Source organism: Stenotrophomonas maltophilia, from assembly GCF_006974125.1.
Taxonomy (GTDB): Bacteria; Pseudomonadota; Gammaproteobacteria; order Xanthomonadales; family Xanthomonadaceae; genus Stenotrophomonas; species Stenotrophomonas maltophilia_O.
In genome coordinates this window covers 4143881-4169021 of sequence record NZ_CP037858.1, presented here as the reverse complement: position 1 = coordinate 4169021, position 25141 = coordinate 4143881, and the positions used below count along the sequence as shown (strand labels likewise).

The 25141-nt window shown below is 66.1% G+C and carries 24 protein-coding genes; 13 read left to right on the top strand and 11 right to left on the bottom strand.

The genetic code is table 11. The features are described 5' to 3' along the window. Window positions 1-149: 149 nt before the first annotated feature. Window positions 150-941 carry a hypothetical protein gene (locus EZ304_RS19260; RefSeq protein WP_142807891.1) on the bottom strand — a complete coding sequence of 264 codons (792 nt, stop codon included), beginning with the start codon at window positions 939-941 and terminating at the stop codon, window positions 150-152. Between the two features lie 398 nt (window positions 942-1339). On the opposite strand from EZ304_RS19260, the gene EZ304_RS19255 reads away from it, so the two are divergent. Then, on the top strand, window positions 1340-1642 hold the full coding sequence (locus EZ304_RS19255) for an addiction module antidote protein (RefSeq protein ID WP_142807890.1): 303 nt from the start codon (window positions 1340-1342) through the stop codon (window positions 1640-1642). Between the two features lie 235 nt (window positions 1643-1877). Here the strand turns inward: EZ304_RS19255 and EZ304_RS19250 are convergent, their stop codons facing one another. Next, window positions 1878-2201: a hypothetical protein gene (locus EZ304_RS19250; RefSeq protein WP_142807889.1), complete on the bottom strand. Its 324-nt coding sequence runs from the start codon at window positions 2199-2201 to the stop codon at window positions 1878-1880. Window positions 2202-2281: 80 nt separating this feature from the next. Continuing rightward, window positions 2282-2689 carry a hypothetical protein gene (locus EZ304_RS19245; protein WP_049431464.1) on the bottom strand — a complete coding sequence of 136 codons (408 nt, stop codon included), beginning with the start codon at window positions 2687-2689 and terminating at the stop codon, window positions 2282-2284. Between the two features lie 596 nt (window positions 2690-3285). On the opposite strand from EZ304_RS19245, the gene EZ304_RS19240 reads away from it, so the two are divergent. Next, window positions 3286-4056: a DUF3011 domain-containing protein gene (locus EZ304_RS19240; protein WP_142807888.1), complete on the top strand. Its 771-nt coding sequence runs from the start codon at window positions 3286-3288 to the stop codon at window positions 4054-4056. Between the two features lie 24 nt (window positions 4057-4080). Here the strand turns inward: EZ304_RS19240 and EZ304_RS19235 are convergent, their stop codons facing one another. After that, window positions 4081-4428 carry a hypothetical protein gene (locus EZ304_RS19235; RefSeq protein ID WP_142807887.1) on the bottom strand — a complete coding sequence of 116 codons (348 nt, stop codon included), beginning with the start codon at window positions 4426-4428 and terminating at the stop codon, window positions 4081-4083. A gap of 130 nt (window positions 4429-4558) precedes the next feature. Here EZ304_RS19235 and rocF point away from each other — a divergent pair, with 130 nt between their 5' ends. The 3 genes from rocF to EZ304_RS19220 all read left to right on the top strand — a co-directional run bounded on the left by rocF (window position 4559) and on the right by EZ304_RS19220 (window position 6205). Continuing rightward, on the top strand, window positions 4559-5479 hold the full coding sequence (gene rocF, locus EZ304_RS19230) for an arginase (protein ID WP_094001609.1): 921 nt from the start codon (window positions 4559-4561) through the stop codon (window positions 5477-5479). A 160-nt stretch (window positions 5480-5639) separates the two neighbouring features. After that, window positions 5640-5777, top strand: coding sequence for an entericidin A/B family lipoprotein (locus tag EZ304_RS19225; RefSeq protein ID WP_005407710.1), 138 nt, complete (start codon window positions 5640-5642; stop codon window positions 5775-5777). 206 nt (window positions 5778-5983) lie between these two features. Further along, window positions 5984-6205 (top strand): CsbD family protein, encoded by a 222-nt coding sequence (locus tag EZ304_RS19220; RefSeq protein ID WP_004137109.1) that lies wholly within the window; start codon window positions 5984-5986, stop codon window positions 6203-6205. A gap of 73 nt (window positions 6206-6278) precedes the next feature. Here EZ304_RS19220 and EZ304_RS19215 read toward each other — a convergent pair whose 3' ends face one another. Further along, window positions 6279-7091, bottom strand: a complete 813-nt coding sequence (locus tag EZ304_RS19215) for a hypothetical protein (RefSeq protein ID WP_142807886.1) — start codon at window positions 7089-7091, stop codon at window positions 6279-6281. Between the two features lie 108 nt (window positions 7092-7199). On the opposite strand from EZ304_RS19215, the gene EZ304_RS19210 reads away from it, so the two are divergent. The 4 genes from EZ304_RS19210 to EZ304_RS19195 all read left to right on the top strand — a co-directional run bounded on the left by EZ304_RS19210 (window position 7200) and on the right by EZ304_RS19195 (window position 11753). Beyond that, entirely contained in the window at window positions 7200-8492 is a 1293-nt protein-coding gene (locus EZ304_RS19210) for a tryptophan--tRNA ligase (RefSeq protein WP_142807885.1), read from the top strand. Window positions 8493-8616: 124 nt separating this feature from the next. Next, complete coding sequence (locus EZ304_RS19205; RefSeq protein ID WP_099551508.1) at window positions 8617-8913, top strand: hypothetical protein; 297 nt, start codon at window positions 8617-8619, stop codon at window positions 8911-8913. Window positions 8914-9062: 149 nt separating this feature from the next. Further along, window positions 9063-9995 carry an MBL fold metallo-hydrolase gene (locus EZ304_RS19200; protein ID WP_142807884.1) on the top strand — a complete coding sequence of 311 codons (933 nt, stop codon included), beginning with the start codon at window positions 9063-9065 and terminating at the stop codon, window positions 9993-9995. A 105-nt stretch (window positions 9996-10100) separates the two neighbouring features. After that, window positions 10101-11753 carry a M28 family metallopeptidase gene (locus EZ304_RS19195; RefSeq protein WP_099551506.1) on the top strand — a complete coding sequence of 551 codons (1653 nt, stop codon included), beginning with the start codon at window positions 10101-10103 and terminating at the stop codon, window positions 11751-11753. Between the two features lie 113 nt (window positions 11754-11866). On the opposite strand, the gene EZ304_RS19190 is transcribed toward EZ304_RS19195, so the two are convergent. Then, on the bottom strand, window positions 11867-13201 hold the full coding sequence (locus EZ304_RS19190) for an MFS transporter (RefSeq protein WP_099551505.1): 1335 nt from the start codon (window positions 13199-13201) through the stop codon (window positions 11867-11869). A gap of 223 nt (window positions 13202-13424) precedes the next feature. Between EZ304_RS19190 and yedA the strand changes: the two genes are divergently transcribed. Together yedA and rarD are read left to right on the top strand one after the other, a co-directional pair. Further along, entirely contained in the window at window positions 13425-14330 is a 906-nt protein-coding gene (yedA, locus tag EZ304_RS19185; RefSeq protein ID WP_142807883.1) for a drug/metabolite exporter YedA, read from the top strand. Next, a complete protein-coding gene (gene rarD / locus EZ304_RS19180) occupies window positions 14327-15223 on the top strand; it encodes an EamA family transporter RarD (RefSeq protein WP_142807882.1) in 897 nt (298 codons plus the stop codon). Before yedA ends, rarD begins: the two co-directional genes overlap by 4 nt. Window positions 15224-15430: 207 nt before the next feature. Here the strand turns inward: rarD and EZ304_RS19175 are convergent, their stop codons facing one another. From EZ304_RS19175 to EZ304_RS19155, 5 genes are all read right to left on the bottom strand, one after another. Further along, window positions 15431-18289, bottom strand: coding sequence for a TonB-dependent receptor plug domain-containing protein (locus EZ304_RS19175; RefSeq protein ID WP_142807881.1), 2859 nt, complete (start codon window positions 18287-18289; stop codon window positions 15431-15433). 425 nt (window positions 18290-18714) lie between these two features. Beyond that, window positions 18715-20037, bottom strand: a complete 1323-nt coding sequence (locus EZ304_RS19170; protein ID WP_142807880.1) for an ABC transporter permease — start codon at window positions 20035-20037, stop codon at window positions 18715-18717. Window positions 20038-20050: 13 nt separating this feature from the next. Continuing rightward, window positions 20051-21208 (bottom strand): ABC transporter permease, encoded by a 1158-nt coding sequence (locus tag EZ304_RS19165; protein WP_142807879.1) that lies wholly within the window; start codon window positions 21206-21208, stop codon window positions 20051-20053. Between the two features lie 14 nt (window positions 21209-21222). After that, window positions 21223-21912 (bottom strand): ABC transporter ATP-binding protein, encoded by a 690-nt coding sequence (locus EZ304_RS19160; RefSeq protein ID WP_099551499.1) that lies wholly within the window; start codon window positions 21910-21912, stop codon window positions 21223-21225. A gap of 102 nt (window positions 21913-22014) precedes the next feature. Further along, window positions 22015-23262 carry an efflux RND transporter periplasmic adaptor subunit gene (locus EZ304_RS19155; RefSeq protein ID WP_142807878.1) on the bottom strand — a complete coding sequence of 416 codons (1248 nt, stop codon included), beginning with the start codon at window positions 23260-23262 and terminating at the stop codon, window positions 22015-22017. 202 nt (window positions 23263-23464) lie between these two features. Between EZ304_RS19155 and EZ304_RS19150 the strand changes: the two genes are divergently transcribed. Further along, complete coding sequence (locus EZ304_RS19150; protein WP_142807877.1) at window positions 23465-24361, top strand: ABC transporter ATP-binding protein; 897 nt, start codon at window positions 23465-23467, stop codon at window positions 24359-24361. Then, complete coding sequence (locus EZ304_RS19145) at window positions 24358-25140, top strand: ABC transporter permease (protein WP_142807876.1); 783 nt, start codon at window positions 24358-24360, stop codon at window positions 25138-25140. The genes EZ304_RS19150 and EZ304_RS19145 overlap by 4 nt, the downstream gene beginning before the upstream one ends. Window position 25141: the final 1 nt, after the last annotated feature.

Below are 25141 nucleotides of genomic sequence, written 5' to 3'. Positions count from 1 at the left end.
TTTTTCGTCTACCGGGAGACCTGCCGGGAAAATTGGCGGATCCTTCTTGCTTTCACGGCTGCGCTGACTAGTGGCGTGGATGGTTGCGCGACTGACGCATGGCCGCAGTCACTCATCTGCCCGATGACTTGTCCTCGCTATCGGTAGCGCTACCCGAGAGGCGGTGGCCATCGGAGGGCAAAGCCTTGGTACTGTTGCTCTGTGTACTTGATTGCATCCCTTGCCTCGTCTGGGAGGGTGTGCGCTACCTCTGTTGCTGCAAGAAGAGCAAGCCATGCGAAAACGGCGACATGGCTTACCAACTCCTGCATGCCTTCGTTCTGAGAGTGCCATCCCAGCGGTAGATGCATTCCATCGGAGCCTCGAAACCTAGCGCCACCGTACATACCGACCACGTTCACTCCACCATGGACGATACCGTTCCATTGGTTCCAGTCGGTCTGCACTGACTCGACTAGCCTCCCCCGAGGTTCGAACTCGTACGCATGGTCAATGATTTCCGCGAGCTCGCCTGCGGAAAGCTTCGTCTTCTTCGAACCGAACTTCGCGCGCATCGGCGCCCGCTGTGGCATGAGGTCTTTTGTGCGGAAATACTGGATCTCTTCATCAGTAGCTGGCTTAGCGAAGAACGCCCCACGCAACAGTGTCTCGGTCAGCGATCTGTAGAGCGACACGGCACCGAACTGCCCCAACTCTGGCTCGGTCGCCAGAAGGTGGCTGAAGGCCCACGCCTGATCCATGGCCGCAAGCAGCAGTGGAACGGCAGTGCGGCCTCTGTCATGCGCATGAAACGTGACTTTTGCCAAAGCGCTGCGGGCCAAGGTGATGAGGCGCCGTGCTTGGTGCGCACATTCCTTGAGCTCTTCTCTGGGCATCGCGCTAGGCGCGGCTGCTCGCTGTCGTGCCACGCTGCGAGCGATTGCGTCGGCCAATGAAGTCATGAATCCCCCCGGTCGATCTACAGGATACCGGCTAAGGGTCCGAATTCGAATTCGGCTCCGCGCCAAGCCTGCGCGCTTTATCGGGTACCTATTCTGCATTGTCCGCAGTAGGGCCAATCCCTAGGTGCATGCGTTCTCCGAGACTGCTAGGCATTGGCGGGGCCTGACGTTCCCTGTGCGCATTCCTGACGATGGGATACTCCTGCACTGGATGCTCGAAGTTGTAGCCTGTAGGCTACGTCCGACAGGGTGGCTGAAAGTGATTCTGCTGGCTGGAGGCGAAAAAGGTTCACAGCAACGCGATATCGAAAAGGCCAGGGAGATTGCGCGTGCCCTGTGAGCGTCGAACCGGCTGTAGTCGAAACGACTCAATGCCGAAGTACTGGAGCTGTTCCATCATGGCCACCAAAAAAAAAGTCGAACTCAAAGCATTTGATGTGGCCGAATATCTTCGGACACCCGAAGAAATGGCCGCCTATCTCGATGCCTGCATTGAGGAAAGCGATGGCGATTCTGCCTTCATCGCCAAGGCGCTGGGCGATATCGCCCGCGCCCAGGGCATGAGCAAGGTTGCACGTGCGGCGGGGCTGTCGAGGGAAAGTCTGTATCGCGCCCTGTCCGGCGAGCGCAGCCCCGATTTCGCCACCATCCTGAAGGTGACCCGCGCGCTGGGTGTGCGCCTGCACGCCAGCGCAGCATAAGTACATGCGCCGACCTTGACGTGTTGCCACGGTGCCGGCCGTAAAGACGGCGGTATCAACATGAAAAAACCGCCTTTCGGCGGTTTCTTCGTCCCAAGCCGGTGAGTCAACTCAATGACGCAGCAAAGGAGGAGTCGTCTGGCAATTCCAGTTCAAGGCAGCTTGCGCTGCACGGGGCGTATCACTGCACTGCGCGTCAGCCGCTGCCACCTCAAGTAGCCCGGCGCGACCAGGTTCAATCAAACCGGATGATGCGGATCAACCCTCTTGTCGACGATCCGTCTCCGAAGGCGGCCACTGTGCCACAGCGGAATACCTCTTTCGCACCGTCATGGTTGACGAATGAGATCGTGCAGTGTGCCCGCGTGCCCGGCGCGATGCGGGTGATGGCGCGATCATTCAGCACGAAGCTATACCACATGAGTTCAGGGCTTATCGAAAGCGCCATGGGGCGCGCGGTGGCGGCGATCATCTCGGCAACAGCGCCGCCGCGCGAATCCACTTCGTCCAGCCGCAGCTCAACGAGAACAGGTTTCAGGTTTGGATAGGGTGTGCTCATGCCAGCAGCGGTTCCGCCTGATTCGATAGCTGGGGTGGCGATGCGTTGAACCTGTGCGTTGGGAATCCCACTGTTCTGCATTATTGAGCCCCCTGCACCTGCAACGCCACATACTCCGCCAGTCCCCGGCAGGCCAGCATCAGCCCTTCGCGCACGCCGTCGCCGATATCGTCCTTCTCTTCCCCATCCACGCGCACGCGCTCATTGGCGTGGTACAGCTCCAGCAGCGACACCAAGCCCACGGCGGCGCGATCCCTGCGTGCGGCGGCCACGGCGTGGCCGGGCGTGCTGGATGGCCCCTGCCACGGCTGTCCGTCGGCGGCATCTCCGGCCTGGATGCGGCGCAGGCAGACGGGCAGGTTGATCGGCGCGGGCGCATCGTTGGCGGCGGCAAAGGCGGCTTCCAACGGCTGCGCCAGTTCGAGCGGCAGATGCAGGGCGGCGTCGCCCAGCGTGGCGGTCAGATAGGGGTAGAGCGTCTTGGACATGCGGGCATCCTCGTCAGGCACAGAGGCGCCGCCACGATAGGGTGGCGGGCGATGCGTGGCTTCCAAGACCGGAGATCGATGAGCCGGCGGGCACAGGGCCCCCACGCACCGCCCGCCGTAGACCGGCGAACGAATTGCCAGCCGGCGCCGCTCCTGGGAGGACGACGCCGGCTGGCAAGCGTATACAGCTTCAATCAAACGGGCTTGGAAGACCCGGCCACCTCTGCAGGTGGCGATTCATCATGCGCAGGCGAAATCCCCGTCTGCCAGTCGATTGTTTCGATGGCATCGGGTGATCTGAAAGGAAAAATGAATTATCGCGTTTGGCCCGTTTCGAGCATTGCAATGCCAGAAGCGACATTTCGCGCGGGGCTGCAACCAACGATGAATCCTGGTGCGTCATTGCTGTCGCACGGCCCTTCATGGCCCAGGAAGTAAAGCTGGCTTAACTTCCCCGGCAGGGCTTCCAGAACACCCTACCAGACATGAATCCCCACGCGCGCTACCCGGAAATTGATATTCCTCACGGACAGCCCGCAGCGCTCCACCGCATACTGCCGCCACACGCCCATCCTGGGCCCCTTCGGGATCCGCACATGCGTCGCCATGCCCTGTCGCTCACCGTCGCACTGTTGTCCACTGCCTTCGTTACCCCGGCCATGGCCGCCGTGCCGTTCTTCAACGCCAGCTGCCCGGGCGGGATCGATGTGCACGCCGACGATGGCGGGCCGGTCTACGTGCAGGGCCGCGAGGCCACGCTGAAGCGCTTCAACGACCGCTACTTCGAAGCACGCGATGCCAACAGTGGCATCACGCTGTCGATCAGCAGCAACGAGGACGGCACGCCGCAGATCAGCTACACCGGCCGAGGCGGCGCCAATGGCATCTGCCAGGTCAGTGCCAGCGGAACGCCCGCACCGTCTGAGCATCGCGACCACCGTCGCCACGATGACGACAACGACACGGCACTACCGCGCGAAGTCACCTGCGAATCCACCGGCCAGCAGCAGGTGTCGTGCGACATGGATACCCGTGGCAACGTGGAAATCGTGCGCCAGCTCAGCCACACCCGCTGCGAACAAGGCCAGAACTGGGGCCTGTGGCGGCATTCGGTGTGGGTGAATGGTGGCTGCCGTGCGGTGTTCCGCAATGTGTCCAAGGCGGCCAACAGCGCGCCGGCGGGCGATACCGCGCTGGGTTCCTGCAACATGCGCAAGGGGGCGCAAGGCACGCTGGTGACCCAGATGCCGGTGGGCAGCGATTACCAGGAACTCATCATCGATTATCCCGATGGCCGCTTCCTGTGCATGATGCGCAACAACGGCCAGGTGCAGAGCGTGACGCCGGTTCGCCGCCGCGGAAGCTGAGCGAGCAGCGGGCTGGGGCCGGCTTCAGCCGCAGGACCTGTTCAGCAGCACCCACGCCAGCATCAGGGCGAACATGCCGACGAAGGTCAGGCCGAACCACAGCGCGGCCACCTTCACGTTGCCGATCAACGCCGTCAGCATCCGCTGCGGCTCGCTTTTAAGGATCGGATACTCGGCGTGTGCCTTGCGCAGACGCTGCCACCCCAACCCGAGGAATACCAGGGTCGAGAACGGCACCAGCAGCAGCGTCGCCTGCATCAGCCAGCCGTTTGGCGACGCATCGATTGAGCTGCTCAGAAAAACCGCAAGCAGGGCGATGGGCAGTGCCCCGATGAAAAAGCGCGGCCAGGCAGTGTTGATGAAGGGCGACATCGCAATCTTCCATGAACGGCGGTCGGGTCCGCGCGGCATCATGCCACGCCAACGCCCTGCTGCACCGCCGCGAGTGGTGTCACACAGCTCTGGCTAGACTGTGCTTCTTTTTCCCCCGCAGGAGGCACCCATGGCCCATCCCATCTCCGTATCCCTGATTGGCGTTCCCACCGATGTAGGTGCGGGCCATCGCGGTGCACGGCTGGGGCCGGAAGCGCTGCGCGTGGCCGGCCTGCCGGAGGCGCTGGAGGCGCGCGGGGTGGACGTACGCGACCTGGGCAACCTGGATGGTCCGCGTAACCCGTGGACCGCGCCGGTGGAAGGCTACCGCCACCTGGATGAAGTGGTGGCGTGGAACCACGCGCTGATGGAAGCCAGCTACGCCGAACTGCAGGCCGGCCGCATGCCGATCATGCTCGGTGGCGACCACTGCCTGGGCATCGGTTCGATCACTGCCGTGGCACGCTGGTGCCGCGAGCAGGGCAAGACCCTGCGCGTGCTGTGGCTGGATGCGCATTCGGACTTCAACACCAGCGACGTGACCCCGTCGGGCAACATCCACGGCATGCCGGTGGCTTGCCTTTGCGGCCTTGGCCCCGATGCGTTGACCCGCCTCGGTGGCACCGTGCCTGCGATCACCCCGGCGCAGATGCACCAGATCGGCATCCGCTCGGTGGACCCGGACGAGAAGCGCCTGATCAAGACCCACAAGGTGGATGTCTATGACATGCGCTACATCGACGAGAACGGCATGAAGCGCACCGTGGAGGCGGCGCTGGCCGGCATCGACGAGAACACCCACCTGCATGTCAGCTTCGATGTGGACTTCCTCGACCCGAGCATCGCGCCGGGCGTCGGCACCACGGTGCCGGGCGGGGTGAACTACCGCGAGGCGCAGCTGGTGATGGAGATGATCGCCGACACCGGGCGCATGGGCTCGCTGGACATCGTTGAACTCAACCCCTTGCTGGACAAGCAGAATGCCACCGCCGAACTGGCCGTGGACCTGGTCGAAAGCCTGTTCGGCAAGTCCACCCTGATGCGCGATTGACGGCTCCGCCTGAACGGATCTGTGATCCGTTCACGCCCGCTCCACGCCCCTGCCGCCAGATTGCACTTCACGCGGCGGCAGTGGCATTGGCTTCTTCCGCCGAGCGACCGAACCCCATCCGCGAATGAAGCGGTATAGCGGCGAACCCAAGGAGAAGCCCATGAAGCGCGTTGTTGCCCTGATGCTGTTGTCGATGTTCTCGGTGGCCCTGCTGGCCGGTTGCAACACCGTTGCCGGTGCCGGCAAGGACGTGCAGAAGGCTGGCGAGAAGGTTGAGGATGCCGCCAAGGGCCGTTGAGCCTGAAGTGGAACGGAAAGCGAAAAAGGCCGGGGACTTCCCCCGGCCTTTTTTGTTGCGCGTCTTCTGCAGCGCATGTGTCGAAGCGTAGTGAACCATTCAAGCAGGTGAGCATCTATTTCATTGCCGGTTGACCGGTATTCAACGGCCGCTGCGCGAAGCTGGAGCCACGGTAAGAACGCCGTTGCAACCAAGGACTCCCAGCAATGAACAAAGACATCATTTCCGGCAAGTGGTCGCAGCTGAAGGGCAAGGCCCAGGCCAAGTGGGGCGATCTGACCAACGACGACTTCGATGTGGCCGAAGGCAATGCCGAGTATCTGGCCGGTCGCCTGCAGGAACGTTATGGCTGGGCCAAGGACCGCGCCGAGAAGGAAGTGCGTGAGTTCCAGGACAGCGTGAGCAAGGACTACCCGGACTACAAGTAAGCGCTACGGTTTTCCCCCACAGCACAACGCCCGCACCGTGAGGTTGCGGGCGTTGTGCTGTCTGGACGGGCGATCAGCGCGCTGGCGGGTCCGGCACGTAGCGGTTGGGGAACGCCTGCGGTTCGCGCGGCAGGCGCGACGGCGAATCCACCAGGATGCCGCGCGCGCGCAGGTTGCGGGCGCTGTCGTAACGCAGCTGCAGAACCTGCGCCGGGCTGCGGCTGGCGCGTTCGAAGTCGGTATCGCGCACCGAGGACTGCTCGCGTGCGCCGTGGCCGGTACCCAGCGCCGGCGCCTGCGACTTGCTGGCGTAACCCTCGATGCGGCTGGCACTGGCACTGGCGTTGGCACTGGCATCGGCCGCTGCTTCGGCCGCCGGGGCGGGTGCTGGCAGGCCACGGCGCAGGATCGGCTGCGGGTACCAACGGCGGGCTTCCTCGAACACCGCCACGCCGACCACACCGATGTTGTCCGGGCGACCAGTGCGGCTGGCATAGCTGCCGCTGGGGCTGCTGAACACGAACTGCGCCACTTCGTCCTGGCTCTTGCGCCAGCCGGTGATGTCGGCGCGCTGGCCGGGGTTGAGCACGTAGCCGGTCTGCGAGGGATCGGCATCTTCGCCGGAGATGGCGTTGATGCCGTCCACCGACAGCACCACCAGCACCCGGCGCGGGCTGTCGTTGTACAGGCGCACGGCGTAGCGGTGGCCGCGCTCACCGGCCACCCAGCGCTGGCCCTCGGCGGGGTAGCTGCGCAGTTCGGTGCCGCGGTCGCGGTCGACCAGGGCCATGCGCACCGGGCCGCCCGTGTACACCGGTGGCGGGGGTGGGGCCGGGCGGAAACCGGCCAGGGGCAGGATCAGCAGCAGGGGCAGCAGGCGTTTCATCGGGCGTCTCCAGCGGGGTTGCGTGAATGAACGCGCCGCAGGCCCTGACGGGGTTGGTGGCGTGCAAGGTAAACTGGCCCCGTTCATCGAAGGTTACCCCACGCAGTCATGACGACCCGAGTCCTTACCGGCATCACCCCCTCCGGCACGCCCCACCTGGGCAACTACGTTGGCGCCATCCGTCCGGCCATCGCCGCCAGCCGCGCCCCGGGGATCGAGAGCTTCTTCTTCCTGGCCGACCTGCACAGCCTGATCAAGTCCCAGGACCCGCAGCGCACCCAGCGCGCGACCCTGGAGATCGCGGCCAGCTGGCTGGCCTGCGGCCTGGACCCGGAACACGTGTGGTTCTACCGCCAGAGCGACATCCGCGAGACCACCGAGCTGATGTGGTTCCTGACCGCCATCGCCAGCAAGGGCATCCTCAACCGCGCGCACGCCTACAAGGCGGCGGTGGACAAGAACCGCGAGGAAGGCGTGGACGAGGACGCAGGCGTCAGCGCCGGCCTGTTCATGTATCCGGTGCTGATGGCCGCCGACATCCTCATCTTCAAGGCCAACCAGGTACCGGTGGGCCGTGACCAGATCCAGCACATCGAGATGGCGCGCGATTTCGCCCAGCGCTTCAACCACGTGTACGGCAAGGAGTACTTCCCGCTGCCGGACGTGGTGATCGACGAGCAGGTGGCGACGCTGGCGGGCCTGGATGGCCGCAAGATGAGCAAGAGCTACCACAACACCATTCCGCTGTTCGTGCCGCGCGAGGAGCTGAAGAAACTGGTGTTCTCGATCCTGACCGACTCGCGCGCACCCGGCGAGCCGAAGGACACCGAGGGCTCGGCACTGTTCCAGATGTACCAGGCCTTCGCTACCCCGGAACAGACCGCGGAATTCGCCAAGGCGTTCGCCGCCGGCATCAGCTGGGGCGATGCCAAGCAGCAGCTGTTCGAGCGCATCGACAGCGAGCTTGCACCGCTGCGCGAGCGCTACAACGCGCTGATGGCCGAGCCGGAGAAGATCGAGGCGCTGCTCAAGCGCCGTGGCCAGCAGCTGCGCGAGCAGCTGGCGGCACCGCTGCTGGACGAGCTGCGCCATGCGGTGGGCCTGCGTGACCTGTCCACTGCGGGCGATATCGCCAGCGAGGATGCCGGCGTGGCCCGCGTGGCACCGCCGCTGTTCAAGCAGTACCGCGAAAAGGACGGCCGCTTCTACTTCAAGCTGACGGCCGGCGACGGCACGCTGCTGATCCAGAGCGAAGGCTTCGATTCGCCGCGCGATGCGGGGCAGTTGATTGCCGTGATCAAGCAGGCCGAGCAGGGCGACCAGCTGCAGAGCGAGCTGTTCAAGCTGGACGCCGAAGTGGACGCGGTGCTGGCGGCCCTGGCGGTGCTGCGCGCCGAATGACGGGTAGTGCCGGCCGCTGGCCGGCAAGGGCACGGGACATGCCGGCCAGCGGCCGGCACTACCAGGGCATTGCGCCCATGGCATGATGCCCACGCGCCTCAGGCGCGATGACATGGAGTCTGCGATGGCCTGGTTGTCGCTGCTGCTGTTCCTGCCCTGGTTCCTGCTGCTGGGCAGCCTGTACTGGCTGTTCCCGCGCCAGCCGCGCACCGCGCGGCGGCGCCTGTTCGATACCACCACCTTGGTGCTGGCCTTCGCCCTGAGCATCGTGTCGATGCTGTGGGGCTTCCGCATCGGCGTGGTGCAGCCCGGCGCCGGCCCGATCTGGCCACAGGTGCTGGCGGTGCTGTACGCCTACGGCGCGTTCCTGGCGGTGCTGGTGCTGGCGTTGCTGCTGCGGCCGCGCTGGTTGGACCGGTAGTGCCGGCCGCTGGCCGGCAACCTCGGGGTAGCCAGTTGAATGCAGTTGCCGGCCAGCGGCCGGCACTACCCGACCAAAGCCGCATCGAACCCGGGCCGCCCGCGCGCCTACCATGGAGGTCTGTTCCCGATCCTGCCAGGTGCGTGCCGATGACCGCCGACCCCAGCATCCACACCATCGATACCGGCTTCCAGCGTCCTGATTTCGACGCGGCCTACCTGATCATTGAAAACGGTCGCGCGGCCTTCGTCGACTGCGGCACCGGGCTGTCAGTGCCGGCCATGCTGCAGGCGCTGGCGGACGCCGGCCTGGGTGTGGACGCGGTCGACTGGCTGCTGCTGACCCACGTGCACCTGGACCACGCCGGCGGCGCTGGCCTGCTGATGCAGCAGCTGCCGAACGCAAAGGCGGTGCTGCACCCGCGCGGTGCGCCGCACATGATCGACCCGGCCCGGCTGATTGCCGGTGCGACCGCCGTTTATGGTGCCGAGGAAATCGCACGCAGCTATGGCCGCATCGAGGCGATTCCGGAGCAGCGCGTGGTGGTGGCCGAAGACGGCCACCGCATCGACCTGGCCGGCCGCGAGCTGTTGCTGCTGCACACGCCGGGCCATGCGCTGCACCACTACTGCGTGTGGGATGCGCGCAGCCGCAGCTGGTTCACTGGCGATACGTTTGGCATCTCCTACCGCGAGCTGGACAGTGCGCAGGGCGCTTTCATCTTCCCGACCTCGTCGCCGGTGCAGTTCGACCCGGAGGCGATGAAGGCCTCGATCCGGCGCATGCTCGATTACACGCCGCAGGCGATGTACCTGACCCACTACGGACGTGTGGAGCAAGTGGAGAAACTGGCCAACGACCTGTTCGAACAGATCGATGCGATGGCGACCATCGGCCGCCAGTGCGATGGTCGGCCGGACCGCCACCGCTGCTTGCTGGCCGCGTTGCAGGCGCTGTACCTGGAGCGTGCGCAACAGCATGGCTGTGCGCTGGACCAGGCGGCGGTGACCGCCGTGCTGTCGATGGACATCGAGCTGAACGCACAGGGCCTGGCCTGCTGGCTGGACCGCATCCGTCGGTAGATCCACGCCATGCGTGGATGACGCAAGTCCACGCTGCACCGCGATGTCACGACCACGTTACACTCTGGTGACTTCCAAGCCTGCCGTGGTACTGCCGTGAATCCGATGCGCGTGTTGCTGCTGTCGTCCTGCCTGTTCGTCGGTGGCCTGGCCCATGCGGCCAACGACCTGCCGGGTGGCGGCATCGATCCGCAGGCACTGTCGCGGCACGTGCGTGTACTGGCGTCGGATGAATTCGAGGGCCGCGCGCCGGCCACCGAGGGCGAAGAGCGCACGGTGCAGTACCTGATCGAGCAGTTCCGCAGCTATGGCCTGCAACCGGGCGGCGTGGACGGCAGCTGGGTGCAGCCGGTGCCGCTGGTGCGCGCCCAGCTGGATGGTGCGGCCAAGGCCAGCCTGTCGCTGAAGCAGGGCAAGCGCGCGCTGGCCAACGGTGTGGACGTGACCCTGCAGAGCCTGCAGCCGCGCAAGCGCGTGCAGATCAAGGATGCGCCGCTGGTGTTCGTCGGCTATGGCATCGACGCCCCGGAACGCCACTGGAACGACTACAAGGACGTGGACCTGCACGGCAAGATCGCCGTCGTGCTGATCAATGACGCCGATTTCGAGGCCGATACACCGGGCGCGTTCGATGGCAAGGCGGTGACCTACTACGGCCGCTGGACCTACAAATTCGAGGAAGCCGCACGCCGTGGTGCCGAAGGCGTGCTGATCGTGCACGAGACCGCGCCGGCTGCGTATGGCTGGGCCACGGTGAAGAGCTCGGGCACCTCGCCGCTGTTCGACATCGAGCGCGGCCAGGCCGAAGCAATGGCCCAGCACACGCCGCTGCGCGGCTGGATGCAGCGCGAGCTGGCCGAGGCGATCTTCGCCGACGCTGGCCTCGACTTCGATGCCGAGAAGCGCAAGGCGATGCGTGCCGACTTCCGCCCGGTGGCACTGGACAACGCGAAGCTGAGCGTGGATTTGGCGCTCAAGCGCGAGCAGGTGGTGACCCGCAACGTGGTGGCCAAGCTGCCCGGTGGAGAACATGCTGACGAGGCCGTGATCTTCTCCGCGCACTGGGATGCGTTCGGTATCGGCCAGGCCGATGCCAAGGGCGACCGCATCCGACGTGGTGCGATCGACAACGCCACCGGCGTGGCCACGGTGCTGGAACTGGGCCGCGTATTCGCCGCCGGCCCGCAGCCGCAGCGCACGCTGTACTTCGTGGCCCTCACCGCCGAAGAGAAGGGCCTGCTGGGCGCCAGCTACTACGCCGCGCACCCGCTGGCGCCGTTGGACAAGACCGCTGCGGTGCTGAACATCGAGATGTTCAGCCCGGATGGCGCGACCCGTGACATCGCCTCGTGGGGCAAGGGCCGGGTCTCGCTGGAAGGCGATCTGGAACGCGTGGCCAAGGCCCGCGGCCGCAGCTACAGCCCGGACCCGAACCTGGAGGCCGGCTTCTTCTACCGTGCCGACCACTTCGCCTTCGCCCGTCTGGGCGTGCCGGCGATCACCATCGGCCCGGGCCTGGACAAGCTGGACGGCGGTGTTGAAGCCGGCCGCGCGCTGCGCGAGAAGTACTTCGCCGACTGCTACCACCAGGCCTGCGATGCCTGGACCCCGAGCTGGGACCCGAGCGGCCACGCCGCTGACACCCTGCTGGTCTACGACCTCGGTGCCGAGCTGGCCAACAGCCGCCGCTGGCCGACGTGGGAAAAGGAATCGGAGTTCCGCAGCACGCGGGACAAGAGCGAATCTGCCCGCCGCTGACGGGGCACTACCGCTCGGCTGCGGCCAGCGTTGCCGCGATCCACATCCGTGGGATGGCGGGAAACGCAGCGGCCACCGGCATTGCACCGGTGGCCGCGATCACTGCAGCGCCCTTACTTGCGGGTGCCGTCGAGCCAGTTCGGGCCCTTGTTGGTCAGGAAGAAGATGTAGACCACCAGCGAGACCGCGATCGTTGCGGTGACGTAGATGGCGAACCAGTCGACATGGCCGGTCTTCAGTGCGCCCTGGTACAGCAGCGGGGCGGTGCCACCGAACAGCGAGTTGGCCAGTGCGTAACCCAGGCCCACGCCCAGTGCACGCACGTGGGTGGGGAACAGTTCGGCCTTCACCACCGCGTTGATCGAGGTGTAGCCGGTGAGGATGACGAAGGCCAGTGCCAGGGTCAGGAACGCCAGGGTGGCGTCATGCTGGTGCGGCAGCTGGGTGATCAGGTACCAGCTGTACAGCACGCCGCCGACGCCGAAGAACACCAGCAGAGTCTTGCGGCCGATGATGTCCGACAGCCAGCCACCCACCGGTTGCAGCACCATCAGGAACGCCAGCACGCCCAGGTTGATCAGGGTGCCGGTCATCGGGTCGTTGCCGGCGAAGGCGCTCTGGATCATCTTCGGGCCGTTCACCGAATAGGTGTAGAAGGCCACGGTGCCACCGGCGGTGATCAGGAAGCACAGCAGCAGCGGACGCCACTGGTGCACGAACAGTTCGTACATCGAACCGGACTTCTTTGCCTTGCCCTCGCGTGCGGCCTCGATCGACGATTCTTCCATCGTTTCGTCCATGCCCCGGCGCAGCCAGAACACCACCACCGCGGCGATGCCACCGATACCGAAGGCGATGCGCCAGCCCCACTCGGAGATCTCCGGCTTGCCCCAGAAGGTCAGCATCAGCAGCAGGGTCAGCTGGGCCAGCACATGGCCGCCGACCAGGGTGACGTAGTGGAAGGAAGACAGGAAGCCGCGACGGCCGGGAATGGCGGCCTCGGACATGTAGGTGGCGCTGGCACCGTACTCGCCGCCCGTGGCGAAGCCCTGCAGCAGGCGTGCGAACAGCAGGATCACGGCGGCCCAGATGCCGATGCTGGCGGCGGTAGGGGTGATGGCGATCAGGAACGAGCACAGCGCCATCAGCGTGACCGAGACTGTCAGTGCCAGGCGGCGGCCGTGGCGGTCGGCGAAGCGGCCGAAGAACCAGGCACCGATCGGGCGCATCAGGAAGGTCGCGGCGAAGATCGCCCACACGTACATGGTGGAGTTCTTGTCGTCAGGCGAGAAGAACTGCGATTCGAAGTACACGGCGAACACCGAGTACACGTAGACGTCATACCACTCCACCAGGTTGCCGGCGGAGCCTTTGAGGGTGTTGGAGATCGACCGCCGCAGGGCGGCGCGGTCGTTTGCGGGTACGGCAGGTTGGGACGTGGTGCTCATCTGGGTGGGAATCCTCGATGCGGCGCGTCCGTGCGCAGGGAAAACGGCGCCCGGCCTTGGGGCGGCGCGGCCGGGCAGCCCTCTTGGTACTGCATCGGCCGTCAACACGGGGTAGCAGACCAGAGCAGGGTGCATGGATGGATGACAGCGTGCCACCGTCCGGGGTCCCGGACCATACTCAAAACGTCCTAGAATCCGCCTTCCCCCGGCTCCCTGGTGTGTCATGTCGGCTCCCCCTTCTTCGTCTGCGGCTGCCCCCCGGGGTGGCCTTGTCGCGCTGGCATTGCTGCTGGTCTATGTGGTCTGGGGCTCGACCTACCTGGGCATCGCCAAGGCCCTGCACGGTGGCGCGCTGCCGCTGACGATGGTTTCCGGCAGCCGGTTCATCATTGCCGGTGGCCTGATGTTCCTGGCCTTGCGCCTGTTCTGGAAGATGCCGAACCCGACCCTGCGGCAGTGGCGCAACCTGGTGGTGATGGGCGTGACCATGCTGGTGCTGGGCAACGGCATGGTAGTGCTGGCCGAGCGTGAGGTGTCCTCGGGCCTGGCGGCCACCGCGGTGGCCTCGGTGCCGCTGTGGATGGCGCTGTTCTCGGCGCTGCGCGGCCAGCACGCCAGCAAGGGTGAATGGCTGGGCATCGCGGTCGGCTTTGCCGGCGTGGTCTGGCTCAATGCCGGCAGCAGCCTGACCGCCTCACCGACCGGGCTGGTGCTGCTGCTGATCGCGCCGATCGGCTGGGCCTTCGGTTCGGTGTGGTCACGCGGCCTGGACCTGCCGGGCCCGTTCATGACCGCCGCTGGGCAGATGATCTGCGGTGGCGTGCTGCTGGTGCTGACCGGCCTGGCGGTCGGCGAGCGCCCGACCACGCTGCCCGATGCCGGCGGCCTGCTGGCGATGGCCTACCTGTGCGTGTTCGGTTCCATCGTCGCGTTCACCGCCTATGTGTGGCTGTTGCAGAACGTGCGCCCGGCGCTGGCCGGCAGCTATGCGTACGTCAATCCGGTGATTGCCGTGCTGCTGGGTGCTGCATTGAATGGTGAACGCTTTGGATGGCGGGACTTCCTCGCCATGGCGGTGATTCTTCTGGGTGTGGTGGTACTGACAATGGCAAGGACACGAAAGAAATGAGCATGGACGAGAAAGACCAACGCCGGGGCCTGCTGGTCACTGCCTCCACCTTCGTGATCTGGGGGTTGGTGCCGGTGTACTGGCACCTGCTCAACGAGGTGCCCTCGTTCCAGATCATCGCCCACCGCATCATCTGGAGCACCGTGATGGTGCTGGGCTGGCTGCTGATCAGCTCGCGCCTGGGGTGGTGGCAGAAGATCGCCGCGCAGCCGCGCGCGTTGCCGATCCTGCTGGTGTCGAGCCTGACCATCGCCTTCAACTGGGGCCTGTACATCTGGGCGGTCAATGCAGGCCACGTCATCGAAACCAGCCTGGGCTACTTCATCAACCCGCTGGTGAACGTGCTGCTGGGCGTGTTGGTACTGAAGGAGCGCCTGCGCCGCCTGCAGTGGGTGGCGGTGGCGATGGCAGCGGTGGGCGTGGCCTGGCTGACCATCGACGCGGGTACGCCACCGTGGATCGCGCTGGGCCTGGCCTGTTCGTTCGGCCTGTATGGCCTGCTGCGCAAGCTGGTCTCGGTCGACCCGGTGGCCGGCCTGGGCGTGGAGAGCATGTACCTGTTCCTGCCGGCGCTGGCGTTTGCGATCTGGGCCGAGAATGGCCATGGCGGCGCGTTCTTCCACGGCTGGGGCTGGCGCAATGACCTGCTGCTGATCTTCGGTGGCGCAGTGACCGCAGTGCCGCTGATCGGCTTCGCGTACGGCGTGAAGCGCATTCCGCTGTCGCTGGTCGGCATCCTGCAGTACATCGCGCCGAGCCTGCAGCTGCTGCTTGGGGTGTTCTTCTTCCACGAAGCGTTCGATACCGCCAAGGCGATCGGTTTCGCCGCGATCTGGGCCGGCCTGATCCTGTTCGTCGGCGACAACATCCGCACGATGCGCGCCAAGCGCTAGCGCCGACGGGGCTGCGGGGGCGGATCCCTCCGCAACGCGGAGGGCTCTGACCTCTTTTCCGTCCGCAGCCTTGGGGGCAGGGCCCTTCGCAGGGCGAAGGGATCCGACCCCGCTTCCCCAAAAAAAGAGCGGCGCCCCGAGGGGCGCCGCTCTGCTTCCATCCACAGCCAGGAGAGAGTTGGCTGTGGCGGGAACGCGGTTGCAGGCTTAGAAGCGCTGCTGGTACTTCATGTACATGAAACGACCGATGTCGAAGCCACCGTAGTAGGTGAAGCTGCTGTTCGGCTGGCTGTACATGATCGGACCCTGGTGGTCGAAGACGTTGTTCACGCCCAGCGACACGGTGCCGTCCCACGGCAGGCTGTAACGCACCTGCAGGTCGTGGAAGGTGTTGGAGCCCACCTTGCGGCTCGGCTGCGCATCGGTATACGGCGAGACGAAGCCGGCCATGTTGCAGTCCGGGCCACCGGACAGGTCATACGAGCAGGCTTCCTTCATGCCCGAGTAGTAGCGGGCGGTCCAGCCGATGCCCAGGTCGCCGTACTGCCAATCCAGGTTGAAGGTCGAACGCACGCGGAAGTTGCCCTGCCAGCCGGTCTTCTGCTCCACCGGCGTGGTGGCGGCGCTGTCGTTGCGCTGCTCCAGGTAGTCGGTGTAGGTGGTGTTCCAGGTGGCGGCAAAGCGGCCGAACGAGGTTTCCGGCAGGCGGTAACGCAGGCTGAAGTCGTAGCCGGCAGTTTCGCGGTAGCCCGCATTGACCAGCGAGCGGTCCAGCGACGTCACCTGGCCCAGCGTCTTGGCGCTGGTGGAACGGGTGAAGCGGCCGCAGGCCGAATCCACGCCCTGCACGTAGCACTGGTTGAGGATGTCGGTGGCCGACTCACCCACGATCGCATTGTCGATGCGGATCTTCCACCAATCCAGGCTGACGTCCAGGCCCGGCACGAACTCGGGGCTGTACACCAGGCCCACGGTCCAGGTCTTGGCGGTTTCCGGCTTCAGGTTCGCGTTGGAACCGGAGTCGAAATCGGCGATGCCCTGCTGGCCCGGACGGTTGGCGACGTTGCCTTCCGACGCGGTCTGCTGGCGGAAGTTCGCCGGCACCTTCAGCGCCTGGCAGCGTGCGGCCACGGTCGAGCTGCTGGCAGCGATGCCGAACGAGGTATCGCACGGATCGGTGAACGAATCACGGCTCTTCACCGCACCGCCGTACAGGTCGTCCACGGTCGGCGCACGGAAGCCGGTGCCATAGGTCGCACGCACCAGCAGGCTGTCGATCGGCTTCCACTTCAGGCCGAACTTGCTGTTGGTGGTCGAACCGAAGGTGTTGTAGTCGGTGTAGCGGCCGGCCAGGTCCAGCGACAGCTCACGTGCAAACGGCATGTCGGCCAGCAGCGGTACCTGCAGTTCCAGGTAGACCTCGTTGAGCGAGTAGTCGCCACGGGTCGGCTGGCCGGTGGTGCCGGCGATCTGGCCCTTCTGCACCATCAGGTCCGGGGTGTAGCTGGCTTCTTCGCTGCGGTGCTCGAAGCCCATCGCGGCCATCACGTCGCCGGCCGGCAGGGTGAACACCGAACCGGAGATGTTGGCGCTGGCGACCTTGGTGGTGCTCTTCATCTTGTCGACGAAGCGGGTGAACAGGTAGTCCTGCACGTCCTGGTTGCTCAGCGAGCCCGGGCCCGCATAGCCCATCGGCGCGGCCGGGTTCCACGGCACGCAGCCGGCGATCACCGCGCCCGGGGTGCCGCAGCGTGCCACGGTGCCATCCATGAAGGACGGGCCGACTGCCAGGTCGACGTGCGGCTGGTACATGCTGCCGGTACCAATACGCTCGCCTTCATTGCGGTTGTACATGTAGCTGACGTTCCAGTCCCAGTAACGCGAACCGGTTTCGAAGCTGCCTTCCAGGCCGATGCTGGCGCGCTTGGTGTCCAGGTTGTTCTCGGTCGCACGCGGCATTTCTTCGGTGCGGTGGGAGAACAGCACGTCCTCGCCCCAGTGGTTGAACGCGCTGTCCTTGGACAGGGCAGCACGGGAACCGTTGCGGGCCTGCGCGGTGGATACCGAGTAGGGGTAGCCGGCCAGGTGCTTGGTCGACTCGCGTTTGCTGTACAGCGCGTCGGCCACGATGCGCAGGTCATCGGTGATCGAGAAGCCACCGTTGGCGAACACCGAAGTGCGCTCCAGGCCGCTCAGCAGGCTCATGTTGGTCTTGGTGTTGGCACCATCGGCCGGATTGGGCGTGTGGAAGTTGCCCTTCTGGCTCGGGTCGCCGCCCGGGCCCACGGTCAGCGACTTGCCACCGACGGTGACGCTGCCCCACTGCGTGGTCTGGTTCAGTGCCTTGACGTCGTCGGGATGGCGCGGGCCACCCGGGTAACGGCTGAACTCGCGCTCGCTGCCGAGGATCTCGTCTTCCTTGGTGCGCTCGGCGCCGACGCTGAACCAGCCGCGGTCGAAGGTCTTGCCGAAGGTGGCGCTGTAGGAGCGCTTCTGGCCGTCGCCTTCACCGTACTGGCCGACGTAGACGCTGGCTTCGCCACCGTCGAAGTTCTTCCGGGTGATGATGTTGACCACACCGGCGATGGCGTCCGAGCCGTACAGCGCGGATGCGCCGTCGGTCAGCACTTCAACGCGCTCGACGATGGCCGAGGGAATCGAAGCCAGGTCGGAGTAGCCACCGGCGCTGACGCCCATGCGGCGGCCGTCGATCAGCACCAGGCTGCGTTCCGGGCCGAGGTTGCGCAGGCTGACGTACGTGCCGCCAAAGTCGCGCGAAGAACTCAGCGACGACGAGCGGCTCAGGCTCGGTGCGCCGGCGGCGGTGACGTCCTGCAGGATGTCGGCGACGTTGATGTAACCCTTCTTCTCGATCTCGGCGCGGCTGAGCGCGACGACCGGCTGTGCGGTCTCGACACTGGCCTGGCGGATGCGCGAGCCGGTGATTTCGATGCGGTCGAGGTTGGTCGGGGTATCGCCGGCGCTCTGTGCGAAGGCGGGGGTGGTGCAGCTGGCGGCCAGCGCGATGACGATCGCGTTGCGCAGCGGATTGGTTTTCAGGGACATCCGTGAAATCTCGTGTTTCAGGAAAAACAAGCGCCCGTTCTATGGACGCGTGGGGTGCTGCAAACCAACGTGGGGGGCGCGATTCTAGAATGTTTCCATTCGTAACTGTTTGCCTCTGCGCCGCGGATGGGCGCGAAAATGAATCGCAACCAACAATCCACAGATGGGATGTGCGCAACGTCACGCGCGTTGCGTCTGCGATGGGCAGAGGCATCGGTAACGGCGTATTTCCCGCAATCTGTAGCCGTGCGTACGCCGGCATCCATCCACGCATGGCGTGGATCTACTGGACGTCCTGGCTCATCACCAGGCGTGGATGCGCTGCATCAGTAGATCCACGCCATGCGTGGATGACGCGCAAAAGAAAAGGGACGGAGCCTTCGCTCCGTCCCCTGCGCAATGCGCGTTTTATCGCTGCGTGATGCTCAGGTTTCGCGCAGCGCCGTGGTGATTGGCAAACGTGCCGCGCGCAGCGCCGGGAACAGGCCACCGACCAGGCCGATGCCCAGTGCCCATTTCAGGCCGGTCCACAGCAGTTCCGGCGACACATGGAACTTGAACACCACCGCGCTGAAGTTGCTGCCGATCGTGGACACGCTGTAGCCATTGAACAGCAGCCACGCCACCGCACACCCCAGCAGGCCACCGAGCAGCGCCAGCAGCATCGTCTCCAGCATCACCGCGGTGACCACCGGCAGGCCACGGAAACCGATCGCACGCATGGTGGCGATCTCGCGGGCGCGCGTGGCCACTGCCGCATACATGGTGTTGAGCGCGCCGAACACCGCACCCACCGCCATGATCGTGCCGATCACCTTGCCGAGGATATCGATCAGCTTGGTCAGCCCGCCGCCCTGCTTGCTGTAGTAGACGCGGGTGGTTTCCACGTCCAGTTTCAGGCGCGGGTCGGCGGCGACGGCGGCCTTGAACTGCTCGAAGCCGGCCTTGCCATCAGTGCGCACGCTGATCGACTGCCACGCGCTGCGCTGGTAGGTGGTGGCCAGCGTATCGGCGTCGGTCCACAGTTCCGAATCATGCGCATCGCCGGTAGCGAACACGCCGACCACGGTCCAGGTCTGGTTGCCCAGGGTCAGCGTCTTGCCCACGTCCATGTCGCGGAACTGGCCCTTGGCACCCTGGCCGACCACGATCTCGCGCAGGCCGGTGGCAAACTTGCGGCCTTCGATGATCTTGACCTTGTCATGCACGGCCCACGCCTGTGGGCCGACACCGCGGAACTGTGCGTTGACGTCGGTGCCGTCGGACTTCGATACCAGGTTGACCACCTGAGACAGCTCCGGCGACAGCAGCGGTCGGCCTTCGCCATCGCGGCTGATGCCGGGCAGGGTGGACAGCGTGGGAACCTGTTCGCGGGTGATCACCGAGTTGGTCTCGGCCTGGGAGCCACCGCGCAGCACGATGGCGGTGGTGTCATCGCCGGTATTGTTGAGCGTAGCCTGGAAGCCTTCGCCCATCGCCAGCATCGCCACCAGCACGCCGACCACACCGGCGATGCCGACCAAGATCACCGAGGATGCGCCCCAGCGCTGCGGCAGGCTGGCCACGCCGATGCGGGTGGCCGCCAGTGCCAGCCGTCCGCCCCGGGTCAGCAGCAGCCACAGGGCCACCAGCACGGCCACGGCCAGCACGCCAACCCATGGCAGGCTGATCCACAGCACCAGGCCGATCACCAGCAGCAGCACCGTCACGCCGTTGCCCAGCCACTTCTTGAGTTTGCTCTTGAACATGTCGGTGTCCTCCTCAGCGGCCGGCCAGTGCGTCGACGATCTTCAGGCGCTTGGCACGCAGCGCCGGCAGCAGGCCGACGATGATGCCGATCACCACGATCAGGCCCAGCCCCATCAGCCAGGTTGGCGTCGGCACGTGCGGTGGCAGCATGCCCATGCTCTTCGGTCCGATCGCTGGCAGGATCAGCGCGGCCAGGCCCATGCCGATCAGGCCGCCCAGGCCGATCAGCAGCACCGACTCCACCATCACCAGGGTCAGCACGGTGCTGTCCTTGAAGCCCAGCGTCTTCAGCGTGGCCAGCTCCGGCACGCGCTCGCGCACGGCTTGGGCCATGGTGTTGCCGGTCAACAGCAGCAGGGTGAAGAACACCGCACCCATGATTGAAGTGACGATCATGCCGATGTCGGCGAACTGCTTGACGAAGGCCTGCTGGAACGCCGACTCGGTCTGGGTCTTGGTCTCGTGGTCGGAGTTGGCCGAGATGGCATCGATGGCCTGCGCCACCCGCGAGGAATGATCCGGATTGTCCAGCGTCACCGTGTACCAGCTCACCTGGTTCTTGATGTAGTCGTTGGACTCATCGAAGTACTTCCAGTTCATCATCAACTGGCGTTCTTCGTTGGCCGCCAGAGCACGGTCCTTGGAACGGTAGATGCCCTTCAGTTCCAGCGGCCAGTCGTTGCTGCCGCCCCGCGGGAAGATGGTTGCCTGCAGCGGGATGGTGTCGCCGATCTTCCAGCCGAACTGCTTGGCCAGGGTCTCGCCGACGATGGCGCCGGTGCGGGTCTGCTTCCAGTCCTCCAGCTGTGCCGGATCGATCTGCAGCTCGCGGTAGACATCGAAGTAGTTGGGCGACACCGAGAAGTTCGGGAAGAAGTTCTTCGGGTCCTGGTAGATGCCACCGAACCACATGCCATAGGCCACGTCACGCACGCCGGCCACCTGCCGCACCTGCGCTTCCAGGCGGATCGGCAGGGATTGGGTGATCGACAGCCGCGAAGCGACCACCAGGCGGTTGGCGCCTTCCACGCTGCCACCGGAGGTGAACGCCACACGCACCGAGTCGAGCATGCCGAACAGCAGGAACGCGGCCACCACCGACAGCAGGGTCAGCAGGGTGCGCGTGCGGCTGCGGAACAGCTGCGCCCACACCAATGAGAAGTATTTCATCGCCGTGGCCTCCGTCAGTGGGCCAGCGGCGCGTCGGCCAGCTCGCCCTTGTCCAGGTGCACCGTGTGCGTGGCGTACTCGGCGGCCTTCGGGTCATGGGTGACCATGATGATGGTCTTGCCGTGTTCGCGGTTGAGCTGCTGCAGCAGGCCCAGGATCTCCTCGGCGGACTGGCGGTCGAGGTCGCCGGTGGGTTCGTCGCAGATCAGGAAGGTCGGGTCGGAGACGATCGCGCGGGCGATCGCCACGCGCTGCTGCTGGCCGCCGGACAGTTCATTCGGGCGATGGCTGCGACGGTCGGCCAGGCCGACCAGGGTCAACGCGATTTCCGCATTGCGGCGGCGCTGCGCGGCACTGAGATGGGTCAGCAGCAGCGGCAGCTCGACGTTCTTCTGCGCGGTCAGCATCGGCATCAGGTTGTAGAACTGGAACACGAAGCCGACGTGGTGGCTGCGCCAGGTCGACAGCTGGCCGCCGCTCATCTGGTCGATGCGCTCGCCTTCGATGCTGATCTCGCCGCCGCTGGGGTTGTCCAGGCCGCCGATCAGGTTGAGCAGGGTGGTCTTGCCCGAACCGGACGGACCCATCAGCGCGACGAAGTCGCCGCGCGCGATGTCCAGGTCGATGCCGTGCAGTACCTGCACTTTCTCGGGGCCACGCTGGTAGGTCTTGGTGATGTTGCGCAGTGAAACCAGGGTCGACATGGGTGGTTCTCCACGGAAGGCGGGAAACGGGGAAACGCGCCGGCGGTGGCCGCAGGCGTGCGTCGAGCGGTGCTGCCGGCGGCGCCCGTGGGCGCCAGGCCGTTACTGCGCTTGTTTCTGTTGCACCTTGGCGCCATCGCGCAGGGTGTCCGGCGGGTTCACCACCACCGATTCACCTGCGCTCACGCCCTTGAGGATCTGGCGGTCCTTGCCCATCGCCTGGCCGGCCTCGACCATGCGCTGCTGCACGCGGCTCTCGTCGCCCAGCACGAAGGCCACCGAGGCGCCCTCGCGCTGGACCACGGCCCCCCCTGGCACACGCACGCCCTGCGGCTTGGCGGCGGCCTGCGGCTGGGCCTGTTCCAGGAAGCTGACGCGCACGCCCATCTCCGGCACGATGCGCGGGTCTTTCACCTTCAGCGCCACGCGCACCTTCACCGTGGCCTTGCCGCGGTCGGCGGTGGGGATGATGGCGATCACCTCGCCCGGGATCTTCCACTCCGGGTAGGCATTGAGCGTGGCTTCCACCGGCATCTTCGGCTGCACGCGGCCGATGAAGGCCTCGCCAACCTCGACTTCGATCTCCAGCGAATCCATGTCGACGATGGTGCCGATGCCGGTACGGGTGAAGCCACCACCGGCCGACAGCGGCGAAACGATCTCTCCCGGCTGCGCCGCCTTGGCGGTCACCACGCCGGAGAACGGTGCGCGCACGATGTTGTTGTCCACGCCCAGGTCGGCGATGGCCAGCTGATCGTGGGCCACCTTGACGTTGCGCTGTGCAGTGTCCAGCTGTGCGCGCAGGCTGTCGCGCTGGGCCACGGCCTGGTCGTACTGCGAACGCGACACCAGTTGCTGGCCGACCAGCGCCTGCAGGCGGCTGGCTTCGGCGGCGGCCTGCTTCTGCTGTGCCTCCAGCCCGGCCACCTGGCTGCGTGCGGCCTGCAGCTGCGAGGCATACAGGCTGCGCTGCGCATCGGCATCGATCGGGTCCAGGGTGGCCATCACCTGGCCGGCTTCGACCCGCATGCCTTCCTCGATCATCACCTCGCGCACCTTGCTGGTGATCTTGGCCGACACCGTGGCCATGCGCCGGGCGACCACGTAGCCGCTGGCATCAAGCACCGAACTGCTGGCGCTGCCCTGCTGGATGGCCACCGCGGGTGCGGTTTCCACCTCCACGGCCGGGGTGCGGCCGAACAGCGCGAAGGCGCCGGCGGCCAGCAGCACGGCAATCACGACAATCGTGATCCACAGCCAGCGGCGACCACCGCCATTGCCACCGGAGGCGGGCGGCGGCGACTTGCGGTCGATACGGAGTTCCTTCAACAGCTCGGCAGAAGCGTTCATTCGTTCCATCACAGGCGTTCGGGCGGGTGTGGCCGGAAGAGCGGACGGCGGCGGTTCCGGCGGTGGAGCGTGCGGCACAGCATGAAGGCAGGCACAGCGATGACGGCAGTGACAGCTGTCATCCGATGACACTGACGGCGGCAACTGCGAAATGTGACCACGGCGGCACAGGATGGCAACGTCCCCGCTACCGGTACCGCCCATGGATCCGATCGCCCCGTCGCTGGCCCGCCTGCAGCAGGTGCAGGTGCGCTATCGCGACCATACCGCCCTGCATGGCATCGACCTGCAGGTCCGCGCTGGCCAGGTGCTGGCATTGCTGGGCCGCAACGGTGCCGGCAAGAGTACCGCGATCAGCGTGCTGTTGGGCCTGCGCCGCGCCGACGCCGGCCAGGTCGAGCTGCTCGGTGGCGACCCGCAGCAGCGCGCCAGCCGCCTCGGCCTGGGCGTGATGCTGCAGAGCACCAGCCTGCCACCGATGCTGCAGGTGGACGAACTGGTGGCGCAGGCCAGCGCCTGCTACCCCGACCCGATGCCATTGCAGGAAGTGCTGCAGCGCGCTGGCCTGCAGGCGCTCTCTCGCCGCCGCTACGGCCAGCTGTCCGGTGGCCAGCAGCGCGCCGTGCAGTTCGCCATCGCCCTGTGTGGCCGCCCACGCGTGCTGTTCCTGGACGAGCCCACCACCGGCCTGGACATCCAGGCGCGGCAGACGATGTGGCAGGCGATCCGGCAGCTGGTGGCCGAAGGCTGCGGCGTGCTGCTGACCACTCACTATCTGGAGGAAGCCGAAGCGCTGGCGCAGCAGGTGGTTGTGCTGGAGAAGGGCCGGGTGCTGGCCGATGCACCCTTGAGCGAGCTGCGCCTGGTCGATCGGCCGCGCCGCATCCGCTGCCGCAGCGTGCTGCCTGCCGAAGACGTACAGCAGTGGCCGGGCGTGCAGCAGGTGCAGCGCGACGGCGAGCATCTGCAGCTGCTGGCAAGCCCGGCCGAGCCGGTGGTGGCGCGCCTGCTGGCCGCCGATGCGCAGCTGGGTGAGCTGGAAGTACAGGGCGCGGCGCTGGCCGACGCCTTCCTTGACCTGACCCAGGAGGCCGCATGAACACCCTGACCCCGACCGCTGTCGCTGCGCGCCCGGCCTCAAGCTGGCGTCGAGCGCTGCGCCCGTACCGAGCCGAACTGCAGGCCGAGCTGCGCCGCGCCTGGCGTACACCCGCCTTCGCGGTGCCTTCGCTGCTGTTCCCGGTGCTGTTCTACCTGTTGTTCGGCGTGCTGTTGGGCCGTGGCCATGCACCGCTCTACCTGCTGGCCACCTACTGCGTGTTCGGTGCGATGGCACCGGCCCTGTTCGGCTTCGGCGTGCAGCTGGCGCTGGACCGTGAAGGCGGGCTGCTTACGCTCAAGCGGGCGCTGCCGATGCCGCCGGCGGCACCGCTGCTGGCACGACTGGCGATGGCGGTGTTGTTCGCGCTGCTGGTGGCCGCTCTGTTGATCGGCGTGGCGCGCGCGCTGGGAGGCGTGCAGCTTCAGGGAGTGCAGATGCTGCAGCTGCTGGCGGTGGCGGGGCTGGCCGCGCTGCCGCTGGGCGCGATCGGCCTGCTGATCGGCAGCCATGTCAGTGCCAGCGCAGCACCGGCGATGGTCAACCTGGTCTACCTGCCGCTGGCGTTGCTGTCGGGTCTGTGGCTGCCGCTGTCGGCGTTGCCCAAGGTGTTTTCGATGATGGCACCGCTGTGGCCGACCTGGCACCTGGCGCAACTGGCGCTGCCGGTAGTCGGGCTGCCGTCGGTGGGCAGTCCTGCCGGTCATCTGCTGGTACTGCTGGCGGTCACCCTCGTGGCGTTGCTGCTGGCCCGCCGCCGCCTGCGCCGGATCGGCTGAA

Excerpts from the sequence above, each read along its gene's own strand:
- EZ304_RS19160 (WP_099551499.1), bottom strand. The coding sequence starts at position 21,912 with ATGTCGACCCTGGTTTCACTGCGCAACATCACCAAGACCTACCAGCGT.
- EZ304_RS19260 (WP_142807891.1), bottom strand. The coding sequence starts at position 941 with ATGACTTCATTGGCCGACGCAATCGCTCGCAGCGTGGCACGACAGCGA.
- yedA (WP_142807883.1), top strand. The coding sequence starts at position 13,425 with ATGTCGGCTCCCCCTTCTTCGTCTGCGGCTGCCCCCCGGGGTGGCCTT.
- EZ304_RS19240 (WP_142807888.1), top strand. The coding sequence starts at position 3,286 with ATGCGTCGCCATGCCCTGTCGCTCACCGTCGCACTGTTGTCCACTGCC.
- EZ304_RS19145 (WP_142807876.1), top strand. The coding sequence starts at position 24,358 with ATGAACACCCTGACCCCGACCGCTGTCGCTGCGCGCCCGGCCTCAAGC.
- EZ304_RS19215 (WP_142807886.1), bottom strand. The coding sequence starts at position 7,091 with ATGAAACGCCTGCTGCCCCTGCTGCTGATCCTGCCCCTGGCCGGTTTC.
- EZ304_RS19255 (WP_142807890.1), top strand. The coding sequence starts at position 1,340 with ATGGCCACCAAAAAAAAAGTCGAACTCAAAGCATTTGATGTGGCCGAA.
- EZ304_RS19205 (WP_099551508.1), top strand. The coding sequence starts at position 8,617 with ATGGCCTGGTTGTCGCTGCTGCTGTTCCTGCCCTGGTTCCTGCTGCTG.
- EZ304_RS19155 (WP_142807878.1), bottom strand. The coding sequence starts at position 23,262 with ATGAACGCTTCTGCCGAGCTGTTGAAGGAACTCCGTATCGACCGCAAG.
- EZ304_RS19170 (WP_142807880.1), bottom strand. The coding sequence starts at position 20,037 with ATGTTCAAGAGCAAACTCAAGAAGTGGCTGGGCAACGGCGTGACGGTG.
- EZ304_RS19250 (WP_142807889.1), bottom strand. The coding sequence starts at position 2,201 with ATGAGCACACCCTATCCAAACCTGAAACCTGTTCTCGTTGAGCTGCGG.
- rarD (WP_142807882.1), top strand. The coding sequence starts at position 14,327 with ATGAGCATGGACGAGAAAGACCAACGCCGGGGCCTGCTGGTCACTGCC.
- EZ304_RS19200 (WP_142807884.1), top strand. The coding sequence starts at position 9,063 with ATGACCGCCGACCCCAGCATCCACACCATCGATACCGGCTTCCAGCGT.
- EZ304_RS19245 (WP_049431464.1), bottom strand. The coding sequence starts at position 2,689 with ATGTCCAAGACGCTCTACCCCTATCTGACCGCCACGCTGGGCGACGCC.
- EZ304_RS19220 (WP_004137109.1), top strand. The coding sequence starts at position 5,984 with ATGAACAAAGACATCATTTCCGGCAAGTGGTCGCAGCTGAAGGGCAAG.
- EZ304_RS19150 (WP_142807877.1), top strand. The coding sequence starts at position 23,465 with ATGGATCCGATCGCCCCGTCGCTGGCCCGCCTGCAGCAGGTGCAGGTG.
- EZ304_RS19190 (WP_099551505.1), bottom strand. The coding sequence starts at position 13,201 with ATGAGCACCACGTCCCAACCTGCCGTACCCGCAAACGACCGCGCCGCC.
- EZ304_RS19165 (WP_142807879.1), bottom strand. The coding sequence starts at position 21,208 with ATGAAATACTTCTCATTGGTGTGGGCGCAGCTGTTCCGCAGCCGCACG.
- EZ304_RS19175 (WP_142807881.1), bottom strand. The coding sequence starts at position 18,289 with ATGTCCCTGAAAACCAATCCGCTGCGCAACGCGATCGTCATCGCGCTG.
- EZ304_RS19235 (WP_142807887.1), bottom strand. The coding sequence starts at position 4,428 with ATGTCGCCCTTCATCAACACTGCCTGGCCGCGCTTTTTCATCGGGGCA.
- EZ304_RS19195 (WP_099551506.1), top strand. The coding sequence starts at position 10,101 with ATGCGCGTGTTGCTGCTGTCGTCCTGCCTGTTCGTCGGTGGCCTGGCC.
- EZ304_RS19225 (WP_005407710.1), top strand. The coding sequence starts at position 5,640 with ATGAAGCGCGTTGTTGCCCTGATGCTGTTGTCGATGTTCTCGGTGGCC.
- rocF (WP_094001609.1), top strand. The coding sequence starts at position 4,559 with ATGGCCCATCCCATCTCCGTATCCCTGATTGGCGTTCCCACCGATGTA.
- EZ304_RS19210 (WP_142807885.1), top strand. The coding sequence starts at position 7,200 with ATGACGACCCGAGTCCTTACCGGCATCACCCCCTCCGGCACGCCCCAC.